General features: G+C 59.9%; 23 protein-coding genes and 3 pseudogenes. 6 read left to right on the forward strand and 20 right to left on the reverse strand.

Translation table 11 applies throughout. The annotated features are described in order from the left end of the window. Positions 1 to 151: 151 nt before the first annotated feature. On the reverse strand, positions 152 to 2080 hold the full coding sequence (locus AC1KVG_RS01245; RefSeq protein WP_481093243.1) for an FTR1 family protein: 1929 nt from the start codon (positions 2078 to 2080) through the stop codon (positions 152 to 154). A gap of 191 nt (positions 2081 to 2271) precedes the next feature. After that, on the reverse strand, positions 2272 to 2601 hold the full coding sequence (locus AC1KVG_RS01250) for a MerR family DNA-binding protein (RefSeq protein ID WP_481093447.1): 330 nt from the start codon (positions 2599 to 2601) through the stop codon (positions 2272 to 2274). A 319-nt stretch (positions 2602 to 2920) separates the two neighbouring features. Between AC1KVG_RS01250 and AC1KVG_RS01255 the strand changes: the two are divergent. Next, a pseudogene (locus tag AC1KVG_RS01255) lies at positions 2921 to 4381 on the forward strand (M13 family metallopeptidase); the annotation flags it as partial. Positions 4382 to 4556: 175 nt separating this feature from the next. Here the strand turns inward: AC1KVG_RS01255 and AC1KVG_RS01260 are convergent. The 3 genes from AC1KVG_RS01260 to AC1KVG_RS01270 all read right to left on the reverse strand — a co-directional run bounded on the left by AC1KVG_RS01260 (position 4557) and on the right by AC1KVG_RS01270 (position 7685). Continuing rightward, the gene (locus tag AC1KVG_RS01260; RefSeq protein ID WP_481093244.1) at positions 4557 to 4997 is read right to left on the reverse strand and encodes a hypothetical protein; all 441 of its coding nucleotides are present in this window, start codon (positions 4995 to 4997) and stop codon (positions 4557 to 4559) included. Positions 4998 to 5856: 859 nt separating this feature from the next. Next, a complete protein-coding gene (locus tag AC1KVG_RS01265; RefSeq protein WP_481093448.1) occupies positions 5857 to 7011 on the reverse strand; it encodes a DUF418 domain-containing protein in 1155 nt (384 codons plus the stop codon). Between the two features lie 116 nt (positions 7012 to 7127). Next, positions 7128 to 7685, reverse strand: coding sequence for a TetR/AcrR family transcriptional regulator (locus AC1KVG_RS01270; protein WP_228315743.1), 558 nt, complete (start codon positions 7683 to 7685; stop codon positions 7128 to 7130). 537 nt (positions 7686 to 8222) lie between these two features. Here AC1KVG_RS01270 and AC1KVG_RS01275 point away from each other — a divergent pair. After that, on the forward strand, positions 8223 to 8420 hold the full coding sequence (locus AC1KVG_RS01275; RefSeq protein WP_481093245.1) for an SEC-C metal-binding domain-containing protein: 198 nt from the start codon (positions 8223 to 8225) through the stop codon (positions 8418 to 8420). Positions 8421 to 8583: 163 nt separating this feature from the next. Further along, a complete protein-coding gene (locus tag AC1KVG_RS01280) occupies positions 8584 to 9573 on the forward strand; it encodes a hypothetical protein (protein ID WP_481093246.1) in 990 nt (329 codons plus the stop codon). 404 nt (positions 9574 to 9977) lie between these two features. Here AC1KVG_RS01280 and AC1KVG_RS01285 read toward each other — a convergent pair whose 3' ends face one another. From AC1KVG_RS01285 to AC1KVG_RS01310, 6 genes are all read right to left on the reverse strand, one after another. Continuing rightward, positions 9978 to 11420, reverse strand: a complete 1443-nt coding sequence (locus AC1KVG_RS01285) for a hypothetical protein (protein WP_481093247.1) — start codon at positions 11418 to 11420, stop codon at positions 9978 to 9980. Further along, the gene (locus AC1KVG_RS01290) at positions 11420 to 12430 is read right to left on the reverse strand and encodes an ATP-binding protein (protein ID WP_481093248.1); all 1011 of its coding nucleotides are present in this window, start codon (positions 12428 to 12430) and stop codon (positions 11420 to 11422) included. The genes AC1KVG_RS01285 and AC1KVG_RS01290 overlap by 1 nt, the downstream gene beginning before the upstream one ends. A 47-nt stretch (positions 12431 to 12477) precedes the next feature. Continuing rightward, entirely contained in the window at positions 12478 to 14334 is a 1857-nt protein-coding gene (locus AC1KVG_RS01295) for a hypothetical protein (protein ID WP_481093249.1), read from the reverse strand. Then, positions 14327 to 15058, reverse strand: a complete 732-nt coding sequence (locus AC1KVG_RS01300) for a hypothetical protein (RefSeq protein WP_481093250.1) — start codon at positions 15056 to 15058, stop codon at positions 14327 to 14329. Before AC1KVG_RS01300 ends, AC1KVG_RS01295 begins: the two co-directional genes overlap by 8 nt. 122 nt (positions 15059 to 15180) lie before the next feature. After that, positions 15181 to 15450 carry a hypothetical protein gene (locus tag AC1KVG_RS01305; RefSeq protein ID WP_481093251.1) on the reverse strand — a complete coding sequence of 90 codons (270 nt, stop codon included), beginning with the start codon at positions 15448 to 15450 and terminating at the stop codon, positions 15181 to 15183. A gap of 209 nt (positions 15451 to 15659) precedes the next feature. Beyond that, positions 15660 to 15920 (reverse strand): hypothetical protein, encoded by a 261-nt coding sequence (locus AC1KVG_RS01310; RefSeq protein WP_481093252.1) that lies wholly within the window; start codon positions 15918 to 15920, stop codon positions 15660 to 15662. 166 nt (positions 15921 to 16086) lie between these two features. Here AC1KVG_RS01310 and AC1KVG_RS01315 point away from each other — a divergent pair, with 166 nt between their 5' ends. Next, positions 16087 to 17178, forward strand: a complete 1092-nt coding sequence (locus AC1KVG_RS01315; RefSeq protein WP_481093253.1) for a hypothetical protein — start codon at positions 16087 to 16089, stop codon at positions 17176 to 17178. 11 nt (positions 17179 to 17189) lie between these two features. On the opposite strand, the gene AC1KVG_RS01320 is transcribed toward AC1KVG_RS01315, so the two are convergent. Further along, a complete protein-coding gene (locus tag AC1KVG_RS01320; protein WP_481093254.1) occupies positions 17190 to 17942 on the reverse strand; it encodes a hypothetical protein in 753 nt (250 codons plus the stop codon). 256 nt (positions 17943 to 18198) lie between these two features. Here AC1KVG_RS01320 and AC1KVG_RS01325 point away from each other — a divergent pair, with 256 nt between their 5' ends. Further along, positions 18199 to 18390 (forward strand): hypothetical protein, encoded by a 192-nt coding sequence (locus AC1KVG_RS01325; protein ID WP_481093255.1) that lies wholly within the window; start codon positions 18199 to 18201, stop codon positions 18388 to 18390. A gap of 262 nt (positions 18391 to 18652) precedes the next feature. Here AC1KVG_RS01325 and AC1KVG_RS01330 read toward each other — a convergent pair whose 3' ends face one another. The 3 genes and pseudogenes from AC1KVG_RS01330 to AC1KVG_RS01340 form a co-directional block, all read right to left on the reverse strand. After that, positions 18653 to 19090 carry a hypothetical protein gene (locus tag AC1KVG_RS01330; protein ID WP_481093256.1) on the reverse strand — a complete coding sequence of 146 codons (438 nt, stop codon included), beginning with the start codon at positions 19088 to 19090 and terminating at the stop codon, positions 18653 to 18655. A gap of 114 nt (positions 19091 to 19204) precedes the next feature. Further along, positions 19205 to 20180, reverse strand: a pseudogene (locus AC1KVG_RS01335) (IS3 family transposase); the annotation flags it as partial. 74 nt (positions 20181 to 20254) lie between these two features. Beyond that, the gene (locus AC1KVG_RS01340; RefSeq protein WP_481093257.1) at positions 20255 to 20461 is read right to left on the reverse strand and encodes a hypothetical protein; all 207 of its coding nucleotides are present in this window, start codon (positions 20459 to 20461) and stop codon (positions 20255 to 20257) included. A 36-nt stretch (positions 20462 to 20497) separates the two neighbouring features. Here AC1KVG_RS01340 and AC1KVG_RS01345 point away from each other — a divergent pair, with 36 nt between their 5' ends. Further along, a complete protein-coding gene (locus AC1KVG_RS01345; RefSeq protein WP_481093258.1) occupies positions 20498 to 21223 on the forward strand; it encodes an alpha/beta fold hydrolase in 726 nt (241 codons plus the stop codon). 59 nt (positions 21224 to 21282) lie between these two features. On the opposite strand, the pseudogene AC1KVG_RS01350 reads toward AC1KVG_RS01345, so the two are convergent. From AC1KVG_RS01350 to AC1KVG_RS01370, 5 genes and pseudogenes are all read right to left on the reverse strand, one after another. Further along, a pseudogene (locus AC1KVG_RS01350) lies at positions 21283 to 21431 on the reverse strand (transposase domain-containing protein); the annotation flags it as partial. 4 nt (positions 21432 to 21435) lie between these two features. Continuing rightward, positions 21436 to 22203: a sulfite exporter TauE/SafE family protein gene (locus AC1KVG_RS01355; RefSeq protein WP_481093259.1), complete on the reverse strand. Its 768-nt coding sequence runs from the start codon at positions 22201 to 22203 to the stop codon at positions 21436 to 21438. A gap of 193 nt (positions 22204 to 22396) precedes the next feature. Next, the gene (locus AC1KVG_RS01360; RefSeq protein WP_481093260.1) at positions 22397 to 24061 is read right to left on the reverse strand and encodes a tetratricopeptide repeat protein; all 1665 of its coding nucleotides are present in this window, start codon (positions 24059 to 24061) and stop codon (positions 22397 to 22399) included. 160 nt (positions 24062 to 24221) lie between these two features. Beyond that, the gene (locus tag AC1KVG_RS01365; protein ID WP_481093261.1) at positions 24222 to 25421 is read right to left on the reverse strand and encodes a hypothetical protein; all 1200 of its coding nucleotides are present in this window, start codon (positions 25419 to 25421) and stop codon (positions 24222 to 24224) included. A gap of 38 nt (positions 25422 to 25459) precedes the next feature. After that, positions 25460 to 26440, reverse strand: a complete 981-nt coding sequence (locus tag AC1KVG_RS01370) for a hypothetical protein (protein ID WP_481093262.1) — start codon at positions 26438 to 26440, stop codon at positions 25460 to 25462. Between the last annotated feature and the right edge of the window lie 123 nt (positions 26441 to 26563).

Here is a 26563-nt window from a genome sequence, read left to right on the forward strand (position 1 = left end):
GAGCATCAATGCCAGCGCGGGATTGATGGCACACCCTCTCACTGCGCGGTGCCTGGTACGGCAAGCGCGGCGAGGAATTCCAGCACGATCGCCGCGAAATAGACCGCGATCTGGTGCCGTTCCAGCGCAGCGCGGACAGAATCCAACGCGCTCACGGCTTTACCTGGGAGCGCTGAAGCGAACGCGCCGACCAGGCGAACCCGATCAGCAATAGCAAGGCGATACCGATCTGTGCGGCCACGCCCTGCAGTGTGGGATAAATTCCCAGCAACTCCACCCGCAAGCCGCCCTCGAACCAGGTGATGGGCAGATAACCGGCTTCCTGCAGCGCCGAAACGGCTTTGCCCGTCAGTACGACCGCCAGCACGGCGATTAACCACGCGCTGTATCGGAAGAACTGGCCGATCGGCAGGCGGCGGCTGTAGCGCATCATCATCCAGCCCAGGGCAACGAGCACCAGCGCAGCCGTTGAACCGCCGGCGACCACGCTGGCCTGGCTACCCTGGTTCCAGATGGCGGCGAAGAACAGGATGGTCTCGAACACCTCGCGATACACCACGAGGAAGACCAGTCCCAGCAGGAAAATGCCCGATTTCTTGCTCAGGGCGTGGCCCAGCTTCTCCCGCACATAACCTTGCCAGGCATCGGCGTGGCTCTTGCCATGCATCCAGATACCGACCCACACCAGTACGATCGCCGCGAGCAGGGAGCTGAATCCTTCCGTCAGCTCGCGACTGGCGCCACTGATGGTGATGACCCAGGTCGCCAGGCCCCAGGTAACCACGCCGGCCATCAAGGCAGCGAGCCACCCCGCATGAACCCAGGGCAGCATCTCGGTGCGCTCGGCCTTGCGCAGCAGCGCAATCATCGCCACCACGATCAACAATGCTTCCAGGCCTTCGCGTACCAAGATGGTAAAGGCAGCGACGAAACTCGATACCGATGAGGTCTGCTGCTGCGACAGGACGGCTTCGGCTTCGTTGAATAGCCCGTCAAGTGCATCGACTTGTACCTGCAGCGCATCTGCACCGACGTTGCCTGCGATGCCCGTGCGCACGCGCGCCATCGCGGCCTCGATCTTCACAATCAATGGGTTATCGCGAGCGGCGAGCAGCGGCTCAACGGGCTCGAAGCCATCCAGATACGCCGCCAAGGCCAGGTCCTTGGCCTGCTTGGCGTCTCCGGACCGATATGCTGCCATGGATTCCTTCAGCAGCGCCCGTGCGGTTCCCAGCGAGGTATCTGGGGCCGGCGCGTGTACCGCCTCTGGATGCCGGCGCAGATAGGCGACCAATGCCTGCGCATTGTCCTGACCCAGTTCCTGAGCCAGCGTTGCCGGCGTTGTGCCGATGTACCGTTCCAGGTCCATGCGGGCCCGCAGCGCGCTGTCGCCCTCCAGCAGTTCGCGACCGGCCTGGACACGCGAATCCGGGTAAGCAATCGCCCCGACATAGGTGGCCAGCGCCCACCGGTCCTCGTTTGGCAAGCTGGCGTAGCTGACCATGGAGCTGCCTTCCAGCCCTTGGTCGATTACCTGGTACAGCGCGAAGACACTGCGCTCGTTGGCACGCAATGGGTCGGTGAAGTCGATCGGCGGCGGATCCAGGCTGGCGCTGGCCGGACCATCGCCTGCACCGGATGCGCCGTGACAGTTGGCGCACAGTTGCGCATAGAGGACTTTGCCCCGTTCGTAGTGAGGGCGCGCGGTCGGCATCAACGGGATCGGATAGTGCTGGACCAGCAAAGCTGCGAGCGAGCGGGCTTGGCTCGCGATCTGCTCGGCGGGCGCCTTGCCTTGGATTGAGCGCTGGAGGGCCGCAGCGCGATCCTTCAGTTGCTGCAACCCTGCCGTCGCCGGCAGAACCTGGACCGAGGCGGCGGCCGTGGCGGAGAACTCCACCATCTCGTCGTACTCCATCTGGTTGACGATCGCGCCATTGGCGACAGCCTCGCGATAGTCCACGGCGATGTAGTCCAGCAGACGCCATGTGGTGGCGACCGATCGCTCGGAGGCGACCGCGACGGCGGGAATCAAAGCGACGCAAACCAGCAGCGGCGCCAGAAGACGTCGAAGGAGCATGAAGGTCTCGGATGGGAATTGTTCTCATCCAGTCTACGGGAACGGTTTCCCTATTACAGCAGCGCCTTCCTGCGCCGGCTCGCTACGCTCAGCGCTCTTCCTTGCCGTGGAACTGCAGCAGCCTCTGGATGACGTCGTCTTTGGCACGCGCGGCAGCTCGGCGAGCTCGCCGATGATGACGCAGTCGGCACCTACGCTACGCTGCCGGCGCAACTCTGATCGCAGCTATCCACAAATGCTGCGATGCTCCGCTCCGATTCCTGGAGTTCGGACGACTTGCTGCGCACTTGCTGGAGCTGTTCGTAGGCCAGGTTACGGGCTTCCAGGCAGGGCAGATCCCAGGACTCCGTCAACACGACCATCTGCCGGACCTTCTCGATCGGAAAGCCGACGTCCCGGCATCGGCGGATGAAGGTCAGCCGACGTACGTCGGTATCGTCATAGACGCGCTGGGCGCATGGCGACCGCGGCGGTACCGGCAGCCGCCGGTGCGCTCGCCGCTGGTGGCTCCAACATCGCAGCCGATTCCGTGTGCGGAGCTTGGCATGCCGTCAGCATCACGCTCAGGGCAATTACGGACCAGCAACGCTTGCCGTCGATCGCGCGGTGGAAAAGGGTAGGTACCTTCAATTCCTGCATCTGTCTGTTTCCTGTTCGGCGCACTCTAGTTTCATTCACTTAAGTATTTGCTTTTAATAGATAGTTGCGACGCATGACGCATACTTCAATGCGACGATCCTCGTACACATCTTGGTAAGGATTTCCACGCTGACCCACCCCCGGAAAACAAGCGCAACGTAAGGTAGAGACTTCGCCGGTGACCCACCCCCGGAAAAAAGGCGCCAAGCCTACCTGGCCTATATCGTCAAGTCCTTCGAGCTCACAGGTGTTTCCGCTGATATCGCCAAGGCACAGGCGAAAGACGTGCTGGCACTTGAAACACGCTTGGCAGCCGCATCGCTCGCCCCGGCCGACCAGCGTGACCCCAAGAGTCGGTATCATTTTGTCAGCTTGGTCGAGGCAGACAAGGCAACGCCGCACTTTTCTTGGACCAAATTCTTCCATGCCCAAGCAGTGAACGCCGGCGCCGGCTTCTCTTTGTCGCAGCCGCGCTTTTTCGCCGCATTTGACCATGAACTGGCCAATGCACCCTCCGCCCAGTGGCGGGCGTATCTGAGCTTTCATACCATCGACAACGCAGCCAACCAGCTCAGCAAGGCGTTTGTCGACAACAACTTCGCGTTCTATGGAAAGGTCCTCTCCGGTCAGCCGCAACAGGAGCCGCGATGGAAGAACGTGCTAAGTGTCGTCAACGACGCCATGGGGGAGGGCCTCGGTCAACTCTACGTCGCAAAGGTGTTTACGACGGAAGCCAAGCAACGTGCAACTGAACTGGTTGACAACATCCGTGTCGCGCTCAAGGCGCGTATCGAACGCGTCGAATGGATGAGTGCGCAGACCAAGGCAAAGGCACTGGAAAAATGGGGGACATTCCTGCCCCGAGTTGGCTACCCGGATACATGGCGCGACTGGTCGGGGCTTGAGATCACGCCGGGCGCTTACTACAAGAATGTGCAAGCGGCGACCAAATTCAACTATCGATACAACATCACGCAGGTTGGCAAGCCCACCGATCGTACGCGGTGGGTCACCACGCCGCAAACGGTCAATGCCTTCTATTCTGCAAGCGATAACTCGATTAACTTTCCGGCCGCCGTACTGCAGCCGCCATTTTTCGATGCCAATGCGGACGATGCGCTGAACTACGGTGCAATCGGTTCGCTCATGGGGCATGAAGCCACCCATGGCTTCGATGATGAAGGCAGTCAGTTCGATGGTGCGGGCAACAATGTCAATTGGTGGAGGCCTGTAGACCGCGCTGCGTTTGAACGACGCGCTGATGGCTTAGTGAAACAATTTGATGCGTACTTCCCGTTGCCAAGCCACCCCGAGCTGCATGTCAACGGCAAACTGACCCTGGGCGAAAACATAGCCGACCTGGGAGGACTCAATGTCGCCTAAGACGCATTGCAGGCCGATCTGCACGCGCATCCAGAGCGCATGGTAAAGATGGATGGGTACAGTCCAAGTCAGCGTTTCTTCATGGCCTTCGCGCGCAATTGGCGCTGGCTGACACGAGAGCAAGCACAACTGGTTCAACTAGCTGCCGACCCACATGCACCACCCAAGGTGCGGGCCATCGCTGCTCCATCCAATATGCCGCAATTCGCTGCCGCTTTTTCATGTAAGCCGGGCGACCCGATGGTTCGCGCCGATAAGGACCGCGTAGTGATCTGGTAACCGCAGGGATTGCATTTCAGCGTGCTGGCATCGGAACAGACTCCTGCACCGGCCGGCTCGGTCATTTCGAAGGCTCAGCGTGCGCCGGGCACATTCCCAGAGTCCGCCGTCTATCAGGGTCAGACGTATACCAGGCCGACAACGTTAGAGATGTGATTTCGCTAGCGATCTCGGCTCAGCACGGTTCTCTTAGTTGCGTCCAGCCATTTGATACACGTTGTAGTCTGCGTCCGTCTATGCAACGTTGCCCTTGCTTCAGTGGCGAGGGAACATAAGGCTCTACCTTCGGCTCTTCTTGCCATAGCTGCCTGCGCAAGGTAGCGATTTCTTTTGCGTTCTCTGCGTCCAACTGAGCAAGTTGACGATCAAATCGTCGCTGTTCCGCTGTTGTCATTGGGCGCAGTAGTTCAGTTGTCATGGCTGCTGCTTGTCTGCGAGCATTCCATTCAATCAAACCAACAGCCACAATAATTAGTACAACAAGGCACACTGCAGCCTTGATCCAGAAATCTGAGATGTCAGCTGTGTGGCGTGTCGGCCCACGGTAGGTGCGAGGGCGAAATTCCACCTCTTCCAGACCTGCATTTTTTCCTAATGTCGGCTCTTGGCGTTCCATGCATCCCCCTTAGTAGTCGGGCGCATTGTATCGCCGGGGGTGTAGGGGCATAGCCTCAACGGATAACGCCTTATCCCGCTATCGTTCCGAAGTGGCGGTCGCGCCATTCGCCAAGATCCACGATAACGACCTTGACCATTGGTTGCTGCACCGCTTTGTGCTTTGAGTTCCGTCGACGGGCGGAATCCCGGATGTCGCTCGCATTTGCATGCCAAAGCAATCCGCGCAGCCGGCGTTCTGGGATCCGTTCGCCACTGGGTGCAACGAGGTCGCGTCCAGCCAAGCGCCAGCCAGCCCACGGTCCAGTGAGTTTCACGTGGTTAGTGACGACTCGCCGATGCAGATCTGCCGCGCAGCTATTCGGGCATTGCTCGCCAACAGGCCAGCACGGCGGCCGAAGGTCGAGATTGTAAGTGTCAGTCATGCTGCGATTTCCGTTTCGCTAGGGGAACGGTTGGGCAGGCAAGATTTAATCCTGTCTGACGACCTGAAATCGCCCAACGCTCAACGAAGAACCAGCAATCACCCCACAAGTTCAGTTAGTGGCGGCCTAGTGCACCACCGGAAGGCGCACATCTTCAAACATAGCCCTTAGTGCTCAAAAAAAGCATGTAGAGCTTCTGGATTAGGGATGTTTATCGGGGGGGGGAAGGGGGCCTCGACCCAGATCGGACGCTGTGTTGTGCCGTGGTTTCGTTGACCCTAGCTACGGTGTCCGGGGCCATCCATCCACCGCTGGCGCAGGTCTGTCGCACAGGATGAGATCGTGGCTACCGAAACTTGCCGTCGCACCCTCGCCACTCGAGCGTACCCATGTCCAAACGCGCGTCGCTAATGCCGCGACGCGGCATCACCCACGCTACCGGCTTCGGGCCTGTTCAGCCTCCGCCCCGGCCGCTGCGAGCGCCGGTGGGCGCTGGCGAATGCCGCCGTAGCTCAATCGCCGCCACAGCCACTCCACCGGGCCGATGCTGAAACGCGCCAACCACCAGCGGCTGCTGATCACCTGCATAGCGAACAGCAGCACGCCCAGCGCCAGCGCCAGGTCGAGCGGCATCCGCCCGTACTGGCCCAGACCGAAGCCGTAGAAGATCCATGTGCAGACCAGCGACTGCAGCAGGTATTGGGTCAGCGCCATGCGACCGAGCGGCGCGAACACACCCAGCCACACGCGCCAGCGCGATCGCTGCAGCAGCAACAGGATGCCGGCCGCGTAGCCCAGGGTCAGCGCGAACTTGGCGAAGAAGAAGGTCGCCTTAATCAAGACCCGCAGCGGCTGCAGCGCAAGCTGATTCACCCAGGCATGCAGCGCCTCCTGCGGCACCGCGTTGGCTACCAGCCCGAAGCTGAAGCAAAGCACGAAGACCTGCCGCAGCCGGCGCCGATGCGCGTCCGGCGCCGAAAGCCAACCGCCCTTCCAGGCCGCAACGCCGACGATGAAGAACGGCGCCAGGATGACGAAGCGATTGGCGATACGCATCGGGCCGATCACATGCAGCGTTTCCCACCATCGGTATTGCAGGGCATCGAGCCACCCACCTTGCCCGTAGTGCTGGAGACCAAGGGTGTAGGTTTGCGCCGGCGGCAGATCCGTTGCAAGCGCCTGCATCGGACCGGCAATCACCGCCGAGACGATCAGCACCACCGGGATCGCCCACAACACCCGGCACGCCGACAGCCGCAGGAAGGGCAGAACCATCAAGCTGATCAGTGCGTAGTCGAGCAGGATGTCGACGTTCCACAACAAGAACGTGTGCACGCTGCCCAGCAGGGCGAGCACCGCGCTGCGACGCAGCGCAAACGGCCAGCGCGACTGACCCTTTTCGGACGCACGATCGGCCTGGATGGCGAGGCCAGCACCGAACAGGATCGACAGCAGCGCCGCCGCCTTGTTCTCCAACAGCACCCTAACGAGGTCGCCGGCCAAGCCACCGAAGTCTCCCAGCGGATAGGCGACCCCGGCTTCCCGCGCCAAATCGGCACCGCAGAAGTAACCGATATTGACCAGCAGCACGCCGAACAAGGCCAGACCGCGCAGCACATCCAATTGCAACAACCGTTCGCCGCGAGCGACCGGGTCTTGCGACACAACTTCCGCAGACATAAGTACTCTCTCAGTAAGACACTGACTCAGTTCGCCGGCGCGATGCCGAGCACCCGCGCCGCCATGTTTTTTGCCCGCGTGGCGGGGGTCGGGTTTCCTTCGCGAACCGCGGTGACCACGGCCCCGTCGAACAGCAGCATGAGATCGCCGGCCGCGCTTTCGTCCAGCCCGGCCGCTCGCAACAAACGGGCGAAGTAGGCCTCGAAGCGGTGCTTGTGCGCAGCCGCAGCCCGATGCAGTGCGTGGCTGGGCAGCGGCGTCTCGGCGATGGTGTTGAGGAAGGCGCAACCGCGGTAGTCGGGGCTGGCCAGGCGCATCGCCAAGGCGTCGAACACTGCCAGCGGCCGCAGATTTGCATCGGGCGCCAAGCGCTCGACCTCCTGCTCGAACCAGGCGCAGAGTCGTTCGTCGCGCCGCTCCAGCACTGCCAACGCCAGACCTTCCTTCGACCGAAAGTGCCGATAGAAGCTCATGCGGGCGACTTCCGCGGTGCTGATGATGGCGTCCACGCCGACCGCCTGAATCCCCTGCCGATAGAACAGATTGGTGGCGACATCCAGGATGCGCTCGCGAACCTTGCTCATGATCACTCCGGCGGTGGATTGCCGGCGGATGATATAGACCGGTCGGTATCATTTCAAGTCGAGCGCAGGCCCACGACATCGCCGGGAGCAGGCGCGTCATCGCGTTTGGCTTGGCTGGCCCGGCGCTTGAACTCAGGCGTGTTCGGTGCTGGCGACAAAGGTCCAGGCCTTGCCGTGGATCGTGCTGATCCTAGCCATCACGGAGTACGCGGGGCGGGGCCAAACGTTCGATCGATGTGCTACTCCCCCTGAAGTTCCCTCTTTCGGGCGAGGTCTCGCAGCACTTTCTGAACTTATTCTTCTGGCCGGAAGCGGACCTTTGCCCAACGGCTAGAGTAGGGGAACTGCTATCCAATTTTAGGATTAGGACGATTTATCGGGGGTAGGGGAGGGCCGTTCCCGAACCGGTGCGCAGGCAGTAAAGTGGTGGTGAGGCCAAATCCCAGTGTTTGCTGCTACCTCAGCACTAGCATTGAAAGAAGTGAATGAGAGGCTGAAGTAGGCCGCCCTAAAGGAAAAACGGAGAAAAAGCCACATATGGGCGGAACCAAGCCAAGCAGGAATGAACTCTGTCCGTGTGGAAGCGGCAAGAAGTTCAAGCGCTGCCATGGCGGCCCCAATGTCAACTACGAAGAGATGATCTCGCGAGGCGCCGAGGATGCCCAGCGCAAGGCTGAAATCCATTGGATACAGCAGCAGCGACAACAAGGCCTAGGTCGCCCGATCATCTCATGACTTCCTTTATAGCTACATTCTCGATGTTCTGGGGCGCGACTGGTTCGAAGCGCAGACGCAGCTGGAACAGAACGAACTTCATCCTGTCATTCAGTGGCATGAAAGCTTCCTGCTGGCGTCCAAAGCCGCCAATCTGGCGGCAGGCGAGACACGCCAGACGCTGATGACCGGCGCGATCAGCGCATTTATGACGCTGGCGTATGACCTCTACACCCTGGAACACAACAATGATCAAACGCGCACCCCTCAGCTGCGGAAATCACTGATTGGTCGTTTGAAGTGCCAAGATCAGTTCATTGGCGTGCGCTATGAAATCCGTGTTGCGGCCATGCTGTTGAGAGCTGGGTTCGAGCTGGAATGGGAAGATGAAACCGATCGCCGAACCAGGCATGTGGAATACACCGCCACCTATCCGCGCACCGGCAAAGCCTTTGGCGTCGAGTGCAAGATCCGAAACCAGCATGCTGCGAAGCAGGCGAACCAGCATCTTGGGAGGTTTGCTGGGCTGGTGAGTGATGCGCTGAAGAAGGCAACGCCACATGACCGTTTGATCTTCGTCGATCTGAACACGCAGGCTTATCCCTACGTTCCGGGCGGACCACATGACTGGCGAACGATCGGCATCAACACGCTTCGAAAGTTCGAGGCACAACCCAAGGCAGCGACGCCGCCCCCCGCCGTGGTGTTCATCACCAACTATCCCGACCATCACCACCTTGACACTCAGGTTCCCGATGCTGGAGCCACCGTTGAGGGCTTCAAGATCGATGACTATCGGACCGGTCAGTTCCTGACGCTGCCGCAGAAGATTGAGATGCGCGTACGTAATCCTGAGGTCGAGGCACTCGTGGCATCCATCCAGGAACATATCGACCTGCCTTCCACATTTGAAGGGGAAATTCCTGGGCTGCCATCAAACCGCTTGCTTATTGGGCACCGATATCAGATGGACGATGGTGTGGTGGGCACGTTGGAAGACGCCTGCGTGATGAACGACAACGGCGAGGTTGCGCTGATTATTGATCGGGACGAAGGCGGGCGAGCGGTCTACACCAACCAGCTCTCGCCTGAGGAATTTGCTGCTTGGAAGCGCTATCCAGAGACCTTCTTCGGGCAGATCCGCCAGGGACCGGGTCCGACTCGGGCTGTTTAGGAGGTAACTCATCCTAAAAAAACAGACATTGGTGTCTGACGACCTGAAATCGCCCCATTTGTAGGCCATTGATTGTCAAGAAGTATTTATCCCAAGGCGGCAAGTCGAAGGCGGCAATCTCAGCCAACAAATCGCCCCACGCTCAACGAAGAACCAGCAATTACCCCGCAAGTTCAGGAAGTACTAACAAACTTCCTCGCAGTAGACGGCGCTATCTTTCTTGGTAATTGGGGCGCGCTCGCCGATGTGATGGGTATGGTGATCATGTTCTTGTCGATACTTTCCCCTAGCGCCCCCATTGTGCGCACGCACGTCTGTGCAGTGACCGAGGACACCTGATCCGCGGCTCCTTACTTGTCTCCGGCGGACAGAATAGCGGGGCGGCAAAGTGGGGCAATTCGCAGTCAAGCTCCTCCTGCAGCTTGCACAAGCGGGGGGATGAGCTCTTCGTGTCGTTCGTTCGGAGCTTGCAGCTGCCCCGGGTGCTGCGCCCTGTGTCCTGCCGCCCAGCAAACGCGCACTGCTCTGAGCTGGCCGGGTTGCCCTACTAGTTCCAGAACGGGGGCCATCGACGGCCGGGCCGGCGAGCGTGGAAGTCCAAGTGTGGCATGTAGCGTTGCCTGCAAGCCCTGACGGTAAGCATGCGCAAGCAGATCTTCCAAGGCGAAGGAAAGATGTCTACGTCCCCATATCCGGTCTATGGCGTTAGAGCGCTGCGCCTGCAGAGAGCGGTCCTCGTGCGTGCGCGTCGGGCTCAGATGGGTGGCCGTGTCGTCCAGCACCTGACCGCAAAAGGCAGCTAAACCTGCGTCCACGGTCGACAGGTTGAGCCACGTCGCCGCCCCGCCGCGACCGCGCGGGGAAATGAAGCAATCGGGTCGAAGCAATACGTTCTCCCTCAGGCTTGCGCGTGGTGGAAGATTTTGCGCTTCTGCCAGCTCGACGGGCGTGCCAAGCGTGTCGGGAAGCGCATCCACGACATCTTTGGTAGCCACGCACAGCTTGGGGTACATCGTCACTGGCAGCGGCGCGATGGTCAGCGGCCGCTCGCCTCCCCACACGGCCCACCCCCAGAACTGCCGTGGTGCCGGATCCACGCCGGCGCCGCTATAGAGCTCGATGGGCCGCACATGGCCATGCTCCGATGCTTGCAGCCGGGCAGGGGGCGCAGTCAAGGCGGCAAAACCAGCGTCCCAGTGCAGGTTCGACAGCGGAATGCAGAGCCAGCGTGAGGTACGGCGACGGAGGGCCCATGCCAGGTAGTCCTCGATCCAGGCCTGCGCGCGCGCGCCTGGGAATGTCCACATATCCGCTGACGCCACGACCGGGTCGAAGAGATCATCTCCGCACACGCATCGGCCTAACCATCCCTTCTGATCAAAGCCTGCCCGCAGCGTATGCCCACATCGCGGGCATTGCTGTTCGAGCTGGCAGCCATGCCATGGGCAGCGGGTAATGGACGGCAATTGAAACAGCGTGCAGTGGTAGCCGTAACGCGCGCAGTCTGGACAACGACGGACAGGCCGCGGCTGACGCTGAAACAGGTCCTGCGGTTGCACGGGGCACCAACGCTCGGGCGACCAATAGGCGGCCAGTGCAGTCGCCTGAAGGCCCAACACACGCAACAGCGCATCCCGGGGCTTACTGGGACGCTGGGTGGCCTGCAGCACGTCGGCTACCTTGCGATTACGAAAGCCAAGCCGGCTAACGTGAGAGGGCAGCGAGCAGGTCAGGCGTGTAATGCGGTGGACCAGGCCGAACCCGGACAGGTACGGGAAGGGTTCCAGTTCAGCGCCGAGGGCGGCCGGGATAGCCGGCCGACCTCGGATGATGTCAGGCCAATCCATCAGGCGGCCTCCAGCGCCAACTGGCTGCGCAAATTATCCGGCACCCGCATGCGCGCCCGCACGAACTCCAGACGCAGATAGCCGGTGGCCAGCAGTGCCTGCCGCACCTCGTCGGCGGTGAAGCCCTTGAATCCCTCCCGAAGAGTGGGACCGCTGGTCAGCAGGTGGTGCACGACCAAGGTAAAGGTGGCCATCGGCCAGGCGTGACTCTCGGGGAGCTGATAGGCCTTACGCAGAGCCTGCACCTCACCCACGATCACGCCCGCATCGGCGGCCAACGTCCAGCCCCGGTCGAAGGCGGCTTGGGCGAAGTAGCGAGTGAACGGCATGTCCGGCGTGGGCCAAGTCACGGACTTGTCGTAGCGCGCGAGCGCATGGGTGATTTCCTGCACCCCGATCAACGGCTGAAAGGGCATGGTGTCCATGAACCAGCGACGCACGGTGTGCGAGGGGCGATCCAACCAGTCATCAGCGATGTCCACCCCCTCAGCATCGCTTTGCCGCACCAGCACCAGAAACAAACTCAACTTGTCCTCCATCAATTGCCCGTCCAGATCCTCCAGATAGTGGTACTCGGCATCGGTGATGCGCTGGGCGTTGTCCATAAACAGCACCATGCGGCGAACGCGGGCCTGACCGCAGCGCGTACGAATGAAGTTGCGCATGCGATCTAGGGCCACGCTAGGCTCCACGCGCAGCGCCGTGGTGAGGTCTAGGCGCTTGTTCATCACATACCAGAATGCGCGGTCGCTGCGGCGGATGCCCGTGGGCACCACCATCCGAGCAGCCACTGCCATGGGTTGCTTGTTCGGACCGAGCAGCCAGCGCGCCGCGTTCTCGGTCAGGTACTGCTGTGCGGTGGTCTTACCGAGCCCGCCGCCTCCGTAGGTGGAGCAGCCATGATGTCCCTGGCTGATGCTCGAGACGATAAAGTTGGCCAAGCGCGTTGTGGGCTTGGTATTGATCTGGTAACCGTTGGGAATGAAGATCGGATGCTGATCGTCGGACACGGTCGACTCCTGGATTGGAAACGCAACGAACGGAAAAAAGGTGAACCTTAGTCCTCGTCAAGGCAGATCCAGCCGCCTGGCGGCATGCGCAAGGGCTGCTGCAACGCCGCCACTGGACGCGAAGGTGGAGCGCCGGCATGTAGCTGCTGCATGCGCGCCAGCTGATCCACCGCCTGCTGCGAAGTCGAAGCAGTAGCCCGCAAGAAGTCCACGTAGGCCTGCACCGCGCACTCCGCACCCACGATTGAGAAGTCTTTGCGCAGCTTGGTCCACTGCATGATCATCTTGCGCGTGGTTTCATCGTGCACCGTTCGATTCCATGGCGCCGCTGCACGCACCACGCACAGTGGGGTTGTGGCCGAGCGCATGAGCAGCAACGTGCGCAGGTCGTGGCGATTGATCCGCGCCAACACGCGCTTGCCGACCAACTCCCATTTGTTGTCCAGATCCGGACTGCGATAACGCGTGTAGGCATGGTTCACGTGCGGCATGACGCCGTCATCGCGATTCCCTTTCACGATCACCGGAACCAGCACGCTGCCCATATCCACCGCATCATCCCCATCATTTTCGGTTTCAACCCGAAAATCGAACGCCTGGGGCCGATGCATTTGCAGGAACTGCAACGGGCTGATGTCGCCCAGCGCACTGTGCGGAGTGGCGTTGTAGTTGGCGATGATCACATCCAGCAGTTCTTCGAACAGATGCAGCTGGATGGGGTGATCGCAGGGGGAAAAGTTGCTGATCCGCATTTTGTCCTCGCCCAACCGCGTGGCCGGCTCGAACCCACCAGGCACTTCCCGCAGTGCGCCACGCTCCAACCGCGAGAACAGTTGCTCCACGATCGGCCGCGAGCGCGGTTGGTGGGCCTTGCCAAACACCAGCATGCCGCCGCGAGCGCGACACACGCTCTGCTCCAGATCGATGGCCAGATGCGCCTTTGCGTTGTCCATGGCCACCAAGCGCGAGCGCCAGCCCCGCTGGTGGGTCAGCAAGCCCGAGGGCAAGCCGGCGCCAGGCGCGTAGTCCAATCCAGGAATGGTCAGGACACGACGTGCCCATGGCCGCAGACTCATGGCCAGGCAATGGGCCACGTCCAGGTTGTTATACGCCCGTCCCACCCGCAATGCCCACCCCACCACAGCACGGGATGCAGCCTCTACTTCCACTAACAGCCACAGTGAGGTGATCGGCCGCTGGGCGGTGCCGCCATTGGGCAATCTCACGCCCAGGACGGCTTCGATGTCGATTCGATGACCGTCCAGTTCGGTGCGAGTGAAAGGTGTCTGCAGGAAGATGTCCTGCAAGCGACTCACCGCTTCACCCTGGGTGTCCCAATCGCCTCCGCTCACGATCATGCGGCGATTGCGTAGGAAGCGCAGCAAGGCACGACGGCCCTTGTCGGGCTGATTGAGCGGGTAGCAATCGTGCAAATCCAGACGCTTAAGCTCAGCCGTGATCCGCTTATGCAAGCGCTGGAAGACTTTGGGCGGCCTGCCTGGCGGCAGGGGATGGTCAAACTCATCGACCCAGCCCCGGATGGTGGGTTGGGCGCCCAGCATACCGGTCAAAGCGTGGGCGGCTGCTTGGCGCGGCATCTCGGTGGTCGACTGTCCGAGCGGGCGCCGTTGATAGGTACCCCATGGCACGCAGACCCGGTAGCCAAATGCCCGCCCATCCGGTGCCGTCTCCGACGCCAACCGCACCATGTGGGTTAGGCGTTTGCGGCACAGGCCGTAATCGGCAGCGGCACGGGCGATGGAGCACTGGCCGGTCAGCGCGGCAGTGAGTGCGGCGCACGCGTTGCGAAAGCGCGGCCGCAAATCTTCGGTCAGTTCGCTCTCCTTGGGCATGTACCACGCCTCTAGATCAGCGGGCTCGTAAATCGCATAGGCCTCACGCATGGACCACCTCCAGCACCGCATCCGATGCACCGGGCTGGTAGTCCACCAGGTGCAGACGCCCTTGATGGATCATGGCTGCCACAACGGCACGCACCTTGGTCGGCTCGCAGGTTAGCTGATGGGACAGCACCTCGATCAGAGCGGACAGCCTCATCCGTTCGACTGGGCGCATTTGCTCCTCGATCTGCATGCGAATCAACGAACGGTTAATCAGGCGCTGGTGCAGCCAAACCAACGGCAGCAGTTCGAAAGCCGTTGCCAGCCACAAGCGGCTGGCCAGCAACTGCTCCTCCGTGACGTAATGCAGAATCAGCCCTTGGCGCTCGGCGGCCGCGTCCAGCACACTGCGATCGCGAACGGCGACCGTCCCGCTCGTACTGCCCACCGTGCCGCTGTCGGGGATCACCATCCAGAAGCGCTCCTCCCCGGTTTTGCTGCGGGTCCAGAAACTGATGTCGATCTGCTGCTTGTCGCTCAGTTGTAGGCGACGAGGGCGCTCAACGAAGTGCGTCAAAGTCACATCGAACTCCAACTGCAGCACCATCGCCACATTGACGGTGTCGGCGACGGTGACGATGCGTTGGTTGCGGACCGAGAAATAGACAAATATCTCTCGGCGTCCGCGCTCTCCGCGCGTGAGGCTGCGGGGTTCGTAGGGAAGTGAAGAAGTGGTGGCGTGTTCCTCAATCGGCGTGGCCTGGGTGGCCCGAGTTCCGGCGGTCATAAAAGATCTCCTTTAGGGCAGATGCGCGCACGGACCGGGTCGGCGGTGGCCGGCATAGCCGTGCAGGGCAGGGCTGATCTGCCTACCGGGGTAGGCAGATCAGCGATCAGCACGGGTCAGGCTTAAGCAGCCTGCGCAGGCCTAAGCCGGTGACTGAGAATCGCGCCGCTGTAGCGCTCCACAGTGATCTCCAGGCACAGGCGACGGGCCGGCCGGCTGGGCAGGGCGAACTCGGCCTGCCACAGCAGGTAGTTCTCGCGGCCGGGACAGCGCATGGGCAGCGGTGCCCACGGATCGGCGGTGAGAGCAGGGCTGTCAGCAAACTCAAACGCCTGCTGTTCGGGGCAATGGATCAGCTCGGCCTGACGGGCCGTAAGAACGGAATGCAACATGGGATAGACCTCTTTGGGCTGCTCTCGGGCAGCAGTTGACCGAACCCAAAAAAGGTGCAAAGCTCAAGAGGTAATAGGCCTCTTAACGGCTCTGCGGGACCTCCTGGCCGAGGTCCCGTTTTCTTTTTCAGGGATCGAAAAGGGATAACGCGGGGGCGTATGTCACGGTCTCGTTAGGCAACTCCTTGGGCGGGCTTCGCCCGTTGGCTTCAAGGGGACGGGGGCGGGGCGCCCAGCGCGGCCAGCCATGCCGCCACATCGCGTGTACGGGCGAACCGGCCGCGTCGGCCTGGCAAGGTGAAGGTGATCACCGGCAGGGCGCCTTCGGCCACAGCGCGCTGGAACGAGCGCACGCTGCCAAAGCCCAGGCACTTGTGCAGTGCCTTACCGCTCAGCAGTTCCCCGTGGCGGCGGAGCAGGCCATCCCGAATCTCACTCTCAGTCGAGATTGCCACACGTTCGTTGGTCATAGATTTCCTACTCTGGCCAGCCCTGGCGTTCTCAGGCACAAAGTGGCACGGTTTGCGCGGTTAGGATGGTTGGGGAAATTGTCCTGTGTCCACGAGCCTGCCACCGCCGCCTGGTCGCCCGCCCACCACACTGGCGCTATGTCTCCGGCATAGGCTTTGGGCTGGGATGGTGCAAAGTCTGTGTGCGGTTGCTAGCTGGGAGGCGCTGGATGCCTATTGGCTTCCCCAGATCGACACGGGGTACCCCAGCGAAGCGGACAGTGAGGATCTGCGCGGGCGGCGACGAATCTTTGAAAGCATCGATCGCTATGGCCATGATCCGTCGTCGCTGAGGGGACTCAATGGGCGTTGCCTGATCGAGGTGGTGCATGCCGACAGCCGCATGGCAGATCCCAAGCAGATGTTTGCATCGCGCCTCTGGAACCAGCTCAGCGATATCCCGGGTACGCCGGCGGACATGACGGCCGATTGGAACCACTTGATTGAGCGATGGGGCTCACCGCATTTCCGGTCACTGTTCAAGGCTATGTCACGGTTGCTCGATGCGCAGCGCATGTCGATCCAAGACGTACGATTGCTGGTCGAACACGCCGCCTCGCTGGACAGCTTGTTGTTGCTGAGTTGCGTTCGCGAACGAGGCCGGCACTGCGATGGTCCGAACAGGCGCGCCCATTACGAGGCAGCCGTCTGGTTCTTCCTACATTGCTTCTTGCGCCGCTGGTGCGCGTATTGGTGTACCGCACTGGTCCATCTGATCGCGACGCGCCTGATCAATAAAGACCCCGGCGCCTGGCTAGAGCACGAACGCACCTTGGGCGGGTTTCCTGTCCGGCAGAAGCCTAAGCGTGCCGGGTATGCCGCAAATCCCGCCACTGTGCCAGCCGCGCATCGACTGCCCCACGCGCCATCGGAGCTGCGGACACGCCTGCAGACAGGCTTTTTGGCGACATGCACCCGGCTGGCTGGCTGCACCGGAGGCGTCCGGCCAGAGGGCGATGCCTTTGCATTGCTGGATCCGGCTCAGGCCCTATGTTGGCTGGTCGAACTTCAACCACCACCGCCCCTGCAACGGACGGCGTCATCGCGTCTGATCCCAAGGATCGATGAAGCGAGCATCGGCCGATTTCCCGCGCGCTTTCGACCGCGTCCCGGTCGGCCCAGCACGCTTGCCATCAACACCTCGGCCCAGCGCTCGCTGCCGGTGTGGCAGGCGCAGGGTGGCCGTTTTTCGCAGCAAGGTCGCTGGCTCTCAGCGTAAGGCGATCCTGCTCACAGCGGCAGCCGCGCCGCTGTCCAGTAGTCCCAGCCCATCGGGGCGATATGCTCCACATAGAGTCGTGCCACCGCCGACTCGGGCAGACAGGAAAAAGGGGTGAACATCCCTAGCGCCGGGCCCGCACTGACCAGGTAACGCAAGCGCTTCTTCAGTTCTCCAAAGATCGCCTCGCGGATCAAGGCTGGGTCTTGCGCACACTGTTGCTGAGCCACCGACGCTCCTTGGCGCACCGCGGCCCAGCAGCAGTAGCGCCATCGTGCGATCGGCAAGCCGGAAGCGCTAGCGAAAACAAAACCTATATCACGCGCCCAACGTGCATCGAAGCGATGCTTGAGCAATTGCTGCTCCAGGAAGTGTTCGGTTTCCCATCGGGCAAGCTCATCCCACAGCGCCCTTCGGTGCACCGCAAGCTCCGCATCGCGGGCCCAGTCCTGAAGTTGCTCTTCCACGGCCGGCAGCAAGTGGGTTGGATTGTGCGTTGTCCACGTAAAGGCCCACTGCAAGCCTTCAATGGGCGTGTCCTGCGCGTCGGGACGAATCGTCCATCGATCCGCGGGCCAAGGGACCTGGATCAGCGTCAGAACCCGCAGGGCATCCATGACCTGAAGGGCCGCCGTGTGGGTTGGGGCTACGGGGATGCGCTGTTGCTGGGCATGCAGCAGCGCGGCTAGGAATAACCCTCCGCGCAGCTCCAATGCCTCAATGCTGGCAGGTTGGGATGGGGGGATTGTCTGGATATCCGGCATGCACGGTCCTGCCAGCGTCGGCCCGTCCGCTGGCACACGGGCTGGCAAAAGCATGGGCAGGGAGGTTGCCCAAAGACTAAGGATATCTTAGCCTAAAAGTCAGGGTATATCCGCCATCCTCATGGATTTTCCGTAAGGTGCGCGTTTTGCTCTGTCCGTAGACTCACTACTGACCTTTCCCCGCCACCTGTAGCAAGCCGCAAGCATGTGGGCTTCTCGCACAAGAATTGGGGATTTGGCCGGTCTGGATCCTCACGTGGCCAGCCTCATTAACCGGTACGAGCGTGGCACGCACAAGCCCAAGCTGGAGACCGTCAAACGGCTGGCCTACGCGTCCGGCCGCATTCCTGTGCTCCGACGACGGTCTGCTCACCAAACTACTGCTTCGCTGACCAAGCAGCAAAAGTACGATCTGGTGAAGCAGATCGGAGCTATGCCGGAGAAGTAAGCAAAGTGCTGCGCATTCGCACTGACATGCCCGAGGATGATGAGGTGACCCGCTTGCCAGTACGCTGGTATCTGCTGGCAGCACTGGCCGCTATGGCGGCTGGTCGAACGCTGGCCCATGAGATGATTGTGGCCTGGGCGCCGTCGCTGCCTAGTCGGCAAAACTTCGCAACCGAACGAGCTACGGCTACCCCTAGCGCCGCAGGCAAAGCCCATCCTCTGCGCACGCCAGTGCGGCGATCGTCGTGCGGGCAGGTCTCTGGTCAGGGCGGGGTAGACCTCTGCACTTTGGGGAACGTGCCGGTGAGCAACGCCAGCGCGATCCCCGCTGTACCGAAACTCAGGATGAAATTAGAAGCGCTGACCAGTTGCACCAGAAGAGCCACGGCGTAATCCAAGGTTTGGGTACCAGTGGGCGTGATGTTCTGTAGCTTCGTGGTGACCAGTCCAAACAGCGAGCTGGACACAATGGTCAGCAACACCACCGACAGGCTCAGAGCGGCGCGGGATTGATTGCAATTGCCGATCTTGCGGAAGTACACGAGAGCCAATACGCCCACGGACACGCTCACGGACACCATGCACAACAAGAATGCCCAGTCCAAAACATAGCGCAGCAACGGATGGAGCTGAGTGTAACCCACACTCGCCGCTGCCATCAGTGCAAGGCTTACCGCCACGCCGGCCGTGATCCGCGTCATCCTCAATCCCTTCGTTAAATTGCTCTGGCTGTCTAATGACGATATCGGCACAAGTTGGCTGCACCTAAGCGTTGCAATAGCGCAACAGTGGTACGCCCAGGGTTCCGTAGACACTCAAGACCCTCGTTGCGCGTAGCGCCTTTCAAACTCTACAGGGGACAGGACGCCGGTTGAACCATGACGGCGTGTGGGGTTGTAGAACATCTTGATGTAATCGAACACCTCGGCGCGTGCGGCGTCCTTTGTGGGATAGACCCGTCGCCTGATCCGCTCGCGTTTGAGCAGGCCGAAGAAGCTCTCCACCGGGGCATTGTCGTGGCAGTTGCCGCGCCGACTAAGCCATGGGATGCCAGGAAACTGCGCCAGTCGTCGTTGGTTTAGACCGACCCTTGGTCCGAGTGAACCAGGCAGCCGGAGGCGGGTTTGCGCTGCCACACTGCCGATAGCAGGGCTTGTACGACCAACTCCGTATCGGCCCGATCGCGCATCGCCCAGCCGACCACCTGACTGGAAAACAGATCGATCACCACAGCCAGATACATCCAGCCTTCGTGCGTGCGGATGAAGGTGAAATCACTGGCCCAAGCCGTGTCCGGCTCGGTCACGTCGAACTGCCGATCAAGCAGGTTGGTCGCCGCCATGCACTCTGTCCCGCCATGGGAACGTGGCTTGCGACCATAGGCCACCTGGGCACGCAGCCCCTCGGCGCGCATCAGCCGATGCACGCGATGGCGACTGCAACGCTCACCCAGATCGCGCAGATCCCTGGCAATCTTGCGATGCTCATAGACACTGCCGCTGGCTAGCCAGTGGTGCTTGATCAATCCCAGCAGACGTTCGTCTTCCTTGGCGCGCTCACTCTTGGGCGACTTTAGCCACGCGTAGTAACAGGCCCGGTTCACCCGCAACACCCGGCACATCGCGCACAGACTAAATTCCCAGCGATGAGTCTGCATGAAGGCGTACTTTGCCCCTTGCCAAAGTACGCGGCGGCCTTTTTTTGGATGTCGCGCTCCTCGGTCACTCGGCGCAACTCGGCCTTCAGGCACCGAACCTCGGCGCTCTGGTCCACCTCAGCGCGCCGCACCACTCCAATGGGTTGAAGCGCTTTGCATCTCTAAGTATATTTGTCGCAATTTCAAACAACCAGTGTGCGGGCATGGATTAAGGCCAGCGATGCGCAGATGTTTGGGGCAGTTGCATGATAAACATCAGCGCCCAAGGGCACATCAATTCGACGATGTGAACTTGGTGACTGGTTTGAGGGGAATAGCGATGCGGAAAAATCTCCTCGCAATGCCGAAGAGCCCCGCCCCAGATATTCGCTCCATCAACCATGACGCTAAAGAAAAAATCTAAATTATTTTTCACAAGGAAATCCAAATTAATAACTCATCAAAAATACCTGTGATATTCATCAACGGCCTTATCGGCACTTTGAATGATTTGGAGATTCATAGACAGCTCGGTGATCGGCCCATCCTTGCACCTGACCTTTATGGTTATGGGAACCACCAAGACACACCTATGGGGAAAATTAATATTCAGGGACAGGTAGAACGAATACGCGAAGTGGTCGAAGCCGCGTTCAATGAGTCTGCAGTGAGTCTTGTTGGGCATTCGGTCGGTGGAGTGGTGGCCTATGCATTTGCCCACCGCTACCCACAGCGAGTGAAGAGCCTTGTCAGTGTTGAAGGTAACTTCACCCTGAAGGATGCCTTCTGGTCATCGTCCGTCGCGAACATGTCAGCAGAGCAAGCGGAAACTATGCTGAAGGGATTCCGAGCCGATCCTAATGCATGGCTGGATAGATCCGGAATACTGGAGTCCGCTGGCAAGACAGAAACCGCGAAGACCTGGCTTTCCCACCAACCTTCTTCGACCTTGCAAGCGATGGCCCAATCGGTAGTAGCGGTCACGGGGCGCCCTGACTATCAAACAATCTTAAGGAGCGTTTTCTCTTCGGTACCGGTACATTTGGTGGCGGGTGAGCACTCAATTGGAGGTTGGGATGTTCCTGACTGGGCATATAAGGGAGCGGCTAGTGTCACCATCATGCCTGACGTTGGACACCTGATGATGTTGCAACACCCCGTTGCGTTTGGTCGACTGATTGCAGGCCTGTTAGCTTGAGCGGAAGTTGATGTACTCCAAAACATCAGCCGAAGGCGCCATGCCAAAGCTAGGCCGGTCCATTGATGTGGTAGCAGTTGTCCGCTCTCGTTTGCATGCCACGTCGGCAGGCGCGCGATAACGTCTTTCAAATAGGCATACGCATCATACCCACTGAGCCGCGCGATCAGATCAAGCTCACGATTGTTGTCGCCTGTTTATCGCTACGTTTTTCAAAAAATAGAACGACAGCCGTGTATGACGAGCAAAGCGCCGCCAAAGATAACTATGCCGTCGAGAATTGTTGCGTGTGTGGACTGAGACAGATCTCGTGTGAGGCGCTTCGCAATAAATGGTCCTGGCAGTGCTGACACACCGATAATGCCGGCCATAATCCACGCCGAGATCGGAAGCGACCCAGCAGACTGAAAGACGAGTGTTTTGGTAAGCCCTGTCATCAGGGATATGATGGCGTCCGTTGCAATCACTGCACGCCCGTGCAGCCCGGCAGCAAGAAGGATGGTCAGTAGCATAACGCCGGCACCTGAAGTGCCGCCTGTCACAAGACCATAGCCGAGGCTTGCAGTAGCGAGTCCCTTGTTGCTCAAGTTACCGTGAAGGCGCGTCAATCCCCGCCGTAAGGGCACCAGGCAAATCAGAACTGATCCGATGAGGATCGAGACACCGGCCCCAGACAAGAGGGTGTAGCCAAATGCTCCAACTATGCAGGTAGGGAGAGCCATGGCGGAGACGATGAACGCTTTTCTGCGATCAAGATCATCGAAGAATGCAGCAACGCGGCTACCGTTGGTCACCAGCGATGAGAGGCTAATAATTGGCACGACGTATCGTGGATCTACAATTGTCAGTAAGACAGGAGGCAAGAGCAGTCCTGTTCCGTATCCCGTTACCCCGCCAAGCACAGCCGCCCCGAAGGATGTCGCCATTAAGATAGCACAGAATGCGAGATCAAGATCCGGTGGGAGGTGCCACATTTCCATGCCCTATGATGAAGTTAATCGCAGGTGTCGCTGTGGCAATGCGCCATACTCTTCATTTAATTCATGAAATAAAATCAGATATTAAACCAACTCGCTGGACGTCGGGCCACTTTCTGGTGAAAATACATAATTTTTGAAAATAGCCCTTAGTTTGGAAGCTTGTTAAGTCCGCACCACTTTACTCAGAAAATCCCTAGCTTAGCAACCTCGAAAACCAACCCTTCTTAGGTTGGGCCAACGTCTGGGCCAGCACATAATTCGCACGCACGTCGTCTCTGTCGCTGTGGAAAAGGGAAGTCTCATAGGCAGGAATCGCAGCGGCGTAATCGCCCAGATCAAAATGGCTGTTGGCAAGCATCATATGCAACTGCGCCACCGACAGTTGGTCGTCGCGGGTGATGGCAGCGGTGACCTGCTCGGCGGCACGTTGGCCATCAGCCAGCGTCGCCTGCACATTCTTCAACACATAATGACAATTAGCTTGGTAGTAGCAGGTGTAGAAGTCGAGATAGCCAGTGCGCTCGAGGGCTTCATAGTCATGCAGCGCTTGAACAGGATCGTTCAATAAGTACAGCTGCAGATGACCACGCAGGCTCAGCGCATTGCGATAAGCCCACATGTCTTCGGCTTCTGCGGCCTTGTGCAACAGGGTGCCGTACAACGTGAGAGCATCTGCATACGCCTGCTTGTCCACCAACAGCTTGCAGTGCGCCGCAAGCAGTCCAAGATCCTCGGGGTTTTCCTGCAACGCTTGCTTGATAAGGCCATCGTCCAGATCGGAAGGCTGCAGGCTGCTTAGTCGAAATGCGGCCGGTGCCTTGAGCACCGAAAGTTTTGCGTAGATGGGCAAGCAGTCGCGCTGCTCGGTGTCGGAAAGCGACTGGAATGTTGCATCGGCGGCCTCGATGATTTCCAGAACCTGCTCGCTCTGGCCAACGCGGTTGAGATAGCTGCAGGCGGTCTCTGCACAATAAAAAAACAATGTTGCATCCAGGTCGTACTCCTGCATCAGCGTCAACGAACTCTCGGCCGCTTCCTTATGCATATCCAGGTAGAGGTACGTATCACGCAGGTTCTGCAGCAAATACTGAAATTCATCGTGTTGCAGCCCATGCTGGATCACCTGCAATGCTTCCTGGTGTCGGCGCTGCGCGTTATAGATCCCGCTCAGGTTGTTACAGCACATCGCGAAGGTATTTCCTTCGGCGTTGCTTGCAGGATTGTCCTCCGGAAGCGCGAGCAAGTGTCTATAGAGATCAAAACATCGTTCATATAGCGCAAGCTGCATGCCGGCAAGATACTCGGCATCGTTCGCATCATGAGCGCCAGCCAGCCACGTGCCCAGGGTGGCGCCAGCGCGGTAGTAGTTGCTGGGGTCCTCGTCGCGAAAGTTGAGCGCCAATTGCTGAGGGCTCACACCCGCAGAAAGCGAGGTCATCTCGAACAAGCGAACCTGCAGATCCACTTGAGGCACCAAGGCTTCAGATTGCCGATAGGCGGCGATGGCGCCTGCGTATTCGCTCATCCAATAGCAGGCGCTGCCCGCCAGGCGATGCGCGAGCGCATTGCCGGGCGCGATGACGATGGCATTCTGTGCCCAAGCCAAGGTGGTGCGCAGGACATCAGCACGACTGGCAACGAATTGATCGCCGCGATCCAGATAGATCATACATTGCATCAGCAGTGGCCACTCTCCGCCTTCCCCTCGCTTGGCGGCGTTGCTGCACCGCTCGAACACGCTGGCGGTTGTCGCGTCATCTAGATGGCTGAACACGGTGCTTCCGGACCAGCGCTGGCATAGCTGTGCGTAATCGTCGCGCTGCAGTGCGTCCATCCCGGCCTGAATCAGTGCCTCCATGTCGACATCCAAGGTAGGGCAAGACGCGACCGACTGGAAGTAACTTGGTCACGCTCATGCGAAAGACATAACCGCCTGGAACATACAGTGTCACTGAATCTCAATTGCATGGATCACTCCTCAACGTCAGCGTGCGCATCGCAGCGCACTTTAGGGATACTCAATCCTGTGCGGCACGTTGGCACCAGGCATCAAACGTCGCCCCGTATCGTGTGGCAGCCATTTGCACGATCTGCTCCCCAGTGCGAGGAATCGGTAGCTCGCGTGCACGCACCCATGCCTGGAAGGCGGGATTGACGAGGCTGCCTTCCACATCGTCCGTTTCTGCGTTGTATACCTCTACCTCTTCATTCCAACTGCCCGGGCGCAATTCAGAGTAGCCGATAGCCAGTAATTGCAGGAACTGGTCGATATCACATGCCAACACGGCATTTTCGCCTTCCGAATCCAAAAAAATGACAGGATAACCACCGTCAGGCGCCTTCCACACCGCGAACGCCGACCCATCAGGATTCTTGCCGAATACGCCTAGCAGAGCTGCCGCAGCTTCGCTCACAGGCGTCGCAGGACATGCAAACCACAGCGCCGTGCTAGCAGGGTCTTCGAATGCCAGGGAGAACGCGCCGCTCAAATCGTTGTCGTCCAGCATTCCGTCATCGATTGCTGCAGCCAGCGCATGCAGGGCAGGCGGGATCGATCCCAACGCGCCAAACGCTCTAATCAGGCGCTTGCGGTGCGCGGGAATCAACCCCAGTGCACGCCAGTGATCGAGCGCGAACTCGTCGTTGGCGTCAGGAACAAAACCGTATTCCTGCAAGCGCCGATCAGCCTGCTCCAGCTCCCGCGCAGCGAGGTGGAAAATACGGATCGCCTTGTCAAGGCGCTCCCCCCCGATGAAGTTGAGCATCAGCAGCGGTGCGTCATCGTTATCGGGCTCGGCGTCGAGCTCGATACAGACGCTCTCAGAGCCGTCGACATTGGTCCGGATTTCGTAGAAGTAGCGTTCGCGACGCTCGTGGCCATCCGGCCCGGCCGGCGTGCGAGTGACTCGCAGCATTGCAGGCTGTGGCTTGCCATGGCGTAGCGCACCGTCCTGCCTGAATGCGCAAAAGCACGTGTCTGCCCACACCCCGCACCGTTCGTCGCTGTAGTAGTCGTCATAGGGCTGTACCACCGACAACGCAAGCACGGCCCGCAGCATCTGCGGGGTAACCGCACTGCGCGCGTAGTCTTCCGTGCAGACCGCACGCAGCATGCGGTTCCAGCCATGGAATGCGAGCGCTCGCGCTGCTTCCGGCGTGTCGGCTGTGATCAGATGCCAGGGAGCATCCTCTGTCATCTCACGAAACTCGCATTTCATCGACCACGCCTGCTGCGTCGGTTTCCCGCTCAAGCGGCCTAATAGCGAAGTGGCTGCCGTTCGGCGTTGGCCGTCAGACACACTGCGTAGTCGGGGCTTTCGAAATACACCGCCCGCATCGCGTCATCGTCTTCAATCGACTTACCACCGGAAAGCGCGCGCAAAAACAGCCCCCGATCGTTAAATTTGAAGTGCGGGTATGCCTGCGCTCCGACAATGGCGGGCATACGCGAATGGTTCGCCACCTGCAGCAGATTGCGTGGCGTGATGTCGCGATTCTGGAAAATAAAAGGGATGGCAAGGGTTGGATCCAGCGCATCCGTATTGAGCACAGAATTTCCATCGATCAGAAGCCGGACGACCTCCGCACGGATCAGCGGAACCTCGCAACGTAGCGGATCCTCGGCAAGACAACGCGGATCGAACCACTGCGCGCGCTCGACAGCGTCCACCAGGTCCCAATCGCCGCCATTCCAGGTACGCAGTGCGCTGCAGCCACCATGCAATTGCGTTTGAGTCTCCTGCGACGCGATGAAAAATGCGGCTGAGGTGGTGCCGGCAACTGTCAGGTTGCTGGATACTTGTTCTTCCATCGCATCATTGTTGTCGACCCAGAGCAGACCCGAGATTTCCAGATTGCCGCTGACGTAGAGCGGTCGACCAGCGAGTACCGCGTTATGGGCACGCAGGTTGCCCAGAACCACCAGGCCGGCTGGGCCATGCGTTGCGGTGATGGCGTCAGCGCTGACGCCGGTTTCCGCAATCCAACCGTCCACCTGAAGATTGCCATCCACAACAAGAAGTGCCGGCGACGGCATGCTTGCTTGTCCGTCCGTGTGCAGTTGGGAGAGATCGTCAAGATCGATGTTGGTCAGCGCGACATCGCCTTCGACATAAAGCACCGATAGCGAATTGGATGACAAGACCGGCAACTGTTTCAGCCAAGCAGCGCGGCATTCGTCGGGTAAGCGGCTTGAAGAGGTGGAAAACGTCACTCGCTGAAAACTGGGAGAAGCCACGGGTGTCCTCGCATGATGCCGCGCTCGCCGATGACGGTGGCCGCAGCGACGAATTTTATCAAGACCATCTATTGTGTCAACTTACTGACAATCGAAACTCTACACCTGGGCGATTTATACTCG

This window comes from Xanthomonas sp. NCPPB 3959, assembly GCF_056675575.1.

Excerpts from the sequence above, each read along its gene's own strand:
- AC1KVG_RS01365 (WP_481093261.1), bottom strand. The coding sequence starts at position 25,421 with ATGAAATGCGAGTTTCGTGAGATGACAGAGGATGCTCCCTGGCATCTG.
- AC1KVG_RS01355 (WP_481093259.1), bottom strand. The coding sequence starts at position 22,203 with ATGGAAATGTGGCACCTCCCACCGGATCTTGATCTCGCATTCTGTGCT.
- AC1KVG_RS01260 (WP_481093244.1), bottom strand. The coding sequence starts at position 4,997 with ATGGAACGCCAAGAGCCGACATTAGGAAAAAATGCAGGTCTGGAAGAG.
- AC1KVG_RS01360 (WP_481093260.1), bottom strand. The coding sequence starts at position 24,061 with ATGGAGGCACTGATTCAGGCCGGGATGGACGCACTGCAGCGCGACGAT.
- AC1KVG_RS01315 (WP_481093253.1), top strand. The coding sequence starts at position 16,087 with ATGGTGCAAAGTCTGTGTGCGGTTGCTAGCTGGGAGGCGCTGGATGCC.
- AC1KVG_RS01270 (WP_228315743.1), bottom strand. The coding sequence starts at position 7,685 with ATGAGCAAGGTTCGCGAGCGCATCCTGGATGTCGCCACCAATCTGTTC.
- AC1KVG_RS01280 (WP_481093246.1), top strand. The coding sequence starts at position 8,584 with ATGACCGGCGCGATCAGCGCATTTATGACGCTGGCGTATGACCTCTAC.
- AC1KVG_RS01300 (WP_481093250.1), bottom strand. The coding sequence starts at position 15,058 with ATGACCGCCGGAACTCGGGCCACCCAGGCCACGCCGATTGAGGAACAC.
- AC1KVG_RS01310 (WP_481093252.1), bottom strand. The coding sequence starts at position 15,920 with ATGACCAACGAACGTGTGGCAATCTCGACTGAGAGTGAGATTCGGGAT.
- AC1KVG_RS01305 (WP_481093251.1), bottom strand. The coding sequence starts at position 15,450 with ATGTTGCATTCCGTTCTTACGGCCCGTCAGGCCGAGCTGATCCATTGC.
- AC1KVG_RS01275 (WP_481093245.1), top strand. The coding sequence starts at position 8,223 with ATGGGCGGAACCAAGCCAAGCAGGAATGAACTCTGTCCGTGTGGAAGC.
- AC1KVG_RS01320 (WP_481093254.1), bottom strand. The coding sequence starts at position 17,942 with ATGCCGGATATCCAGACAATCCCCCCATCCCAACCTGCCAGCATTGAG.
- AC1KVG_RS01245 (WP_481093243.1), bottom strand. The coding sequence starts at position 2,080 with ATGCTCCTTCGACGTCTTCTGGCGCCGCTGCTGGTTTGCGTCGCTTTG.
- AC1KVG_RS01295 (WP_481093249.1), bottom strand. The coding sequence starts at position 14,334 with ATGCGTGAGGCCTATGCGATTTACGAGCCCGCTGATCTAGAGGCGTGG.
- AC1KVG_RS01330 (WP_481093256.1), bottom strand. The coding sequence starts at position 19,090 with ATGACGCGGATCACGGCCGGCGTGGCGGTAAGCCTTGCACTGATGGCA.
- AC1KVG_RS01285 (WP_481093247.1), bottom strand. The coding sequence starts at position 11,420 with ATGGATTGGCCTGACATCATCCGAGGTCGGCCGGCTATCCCGGCCGCC.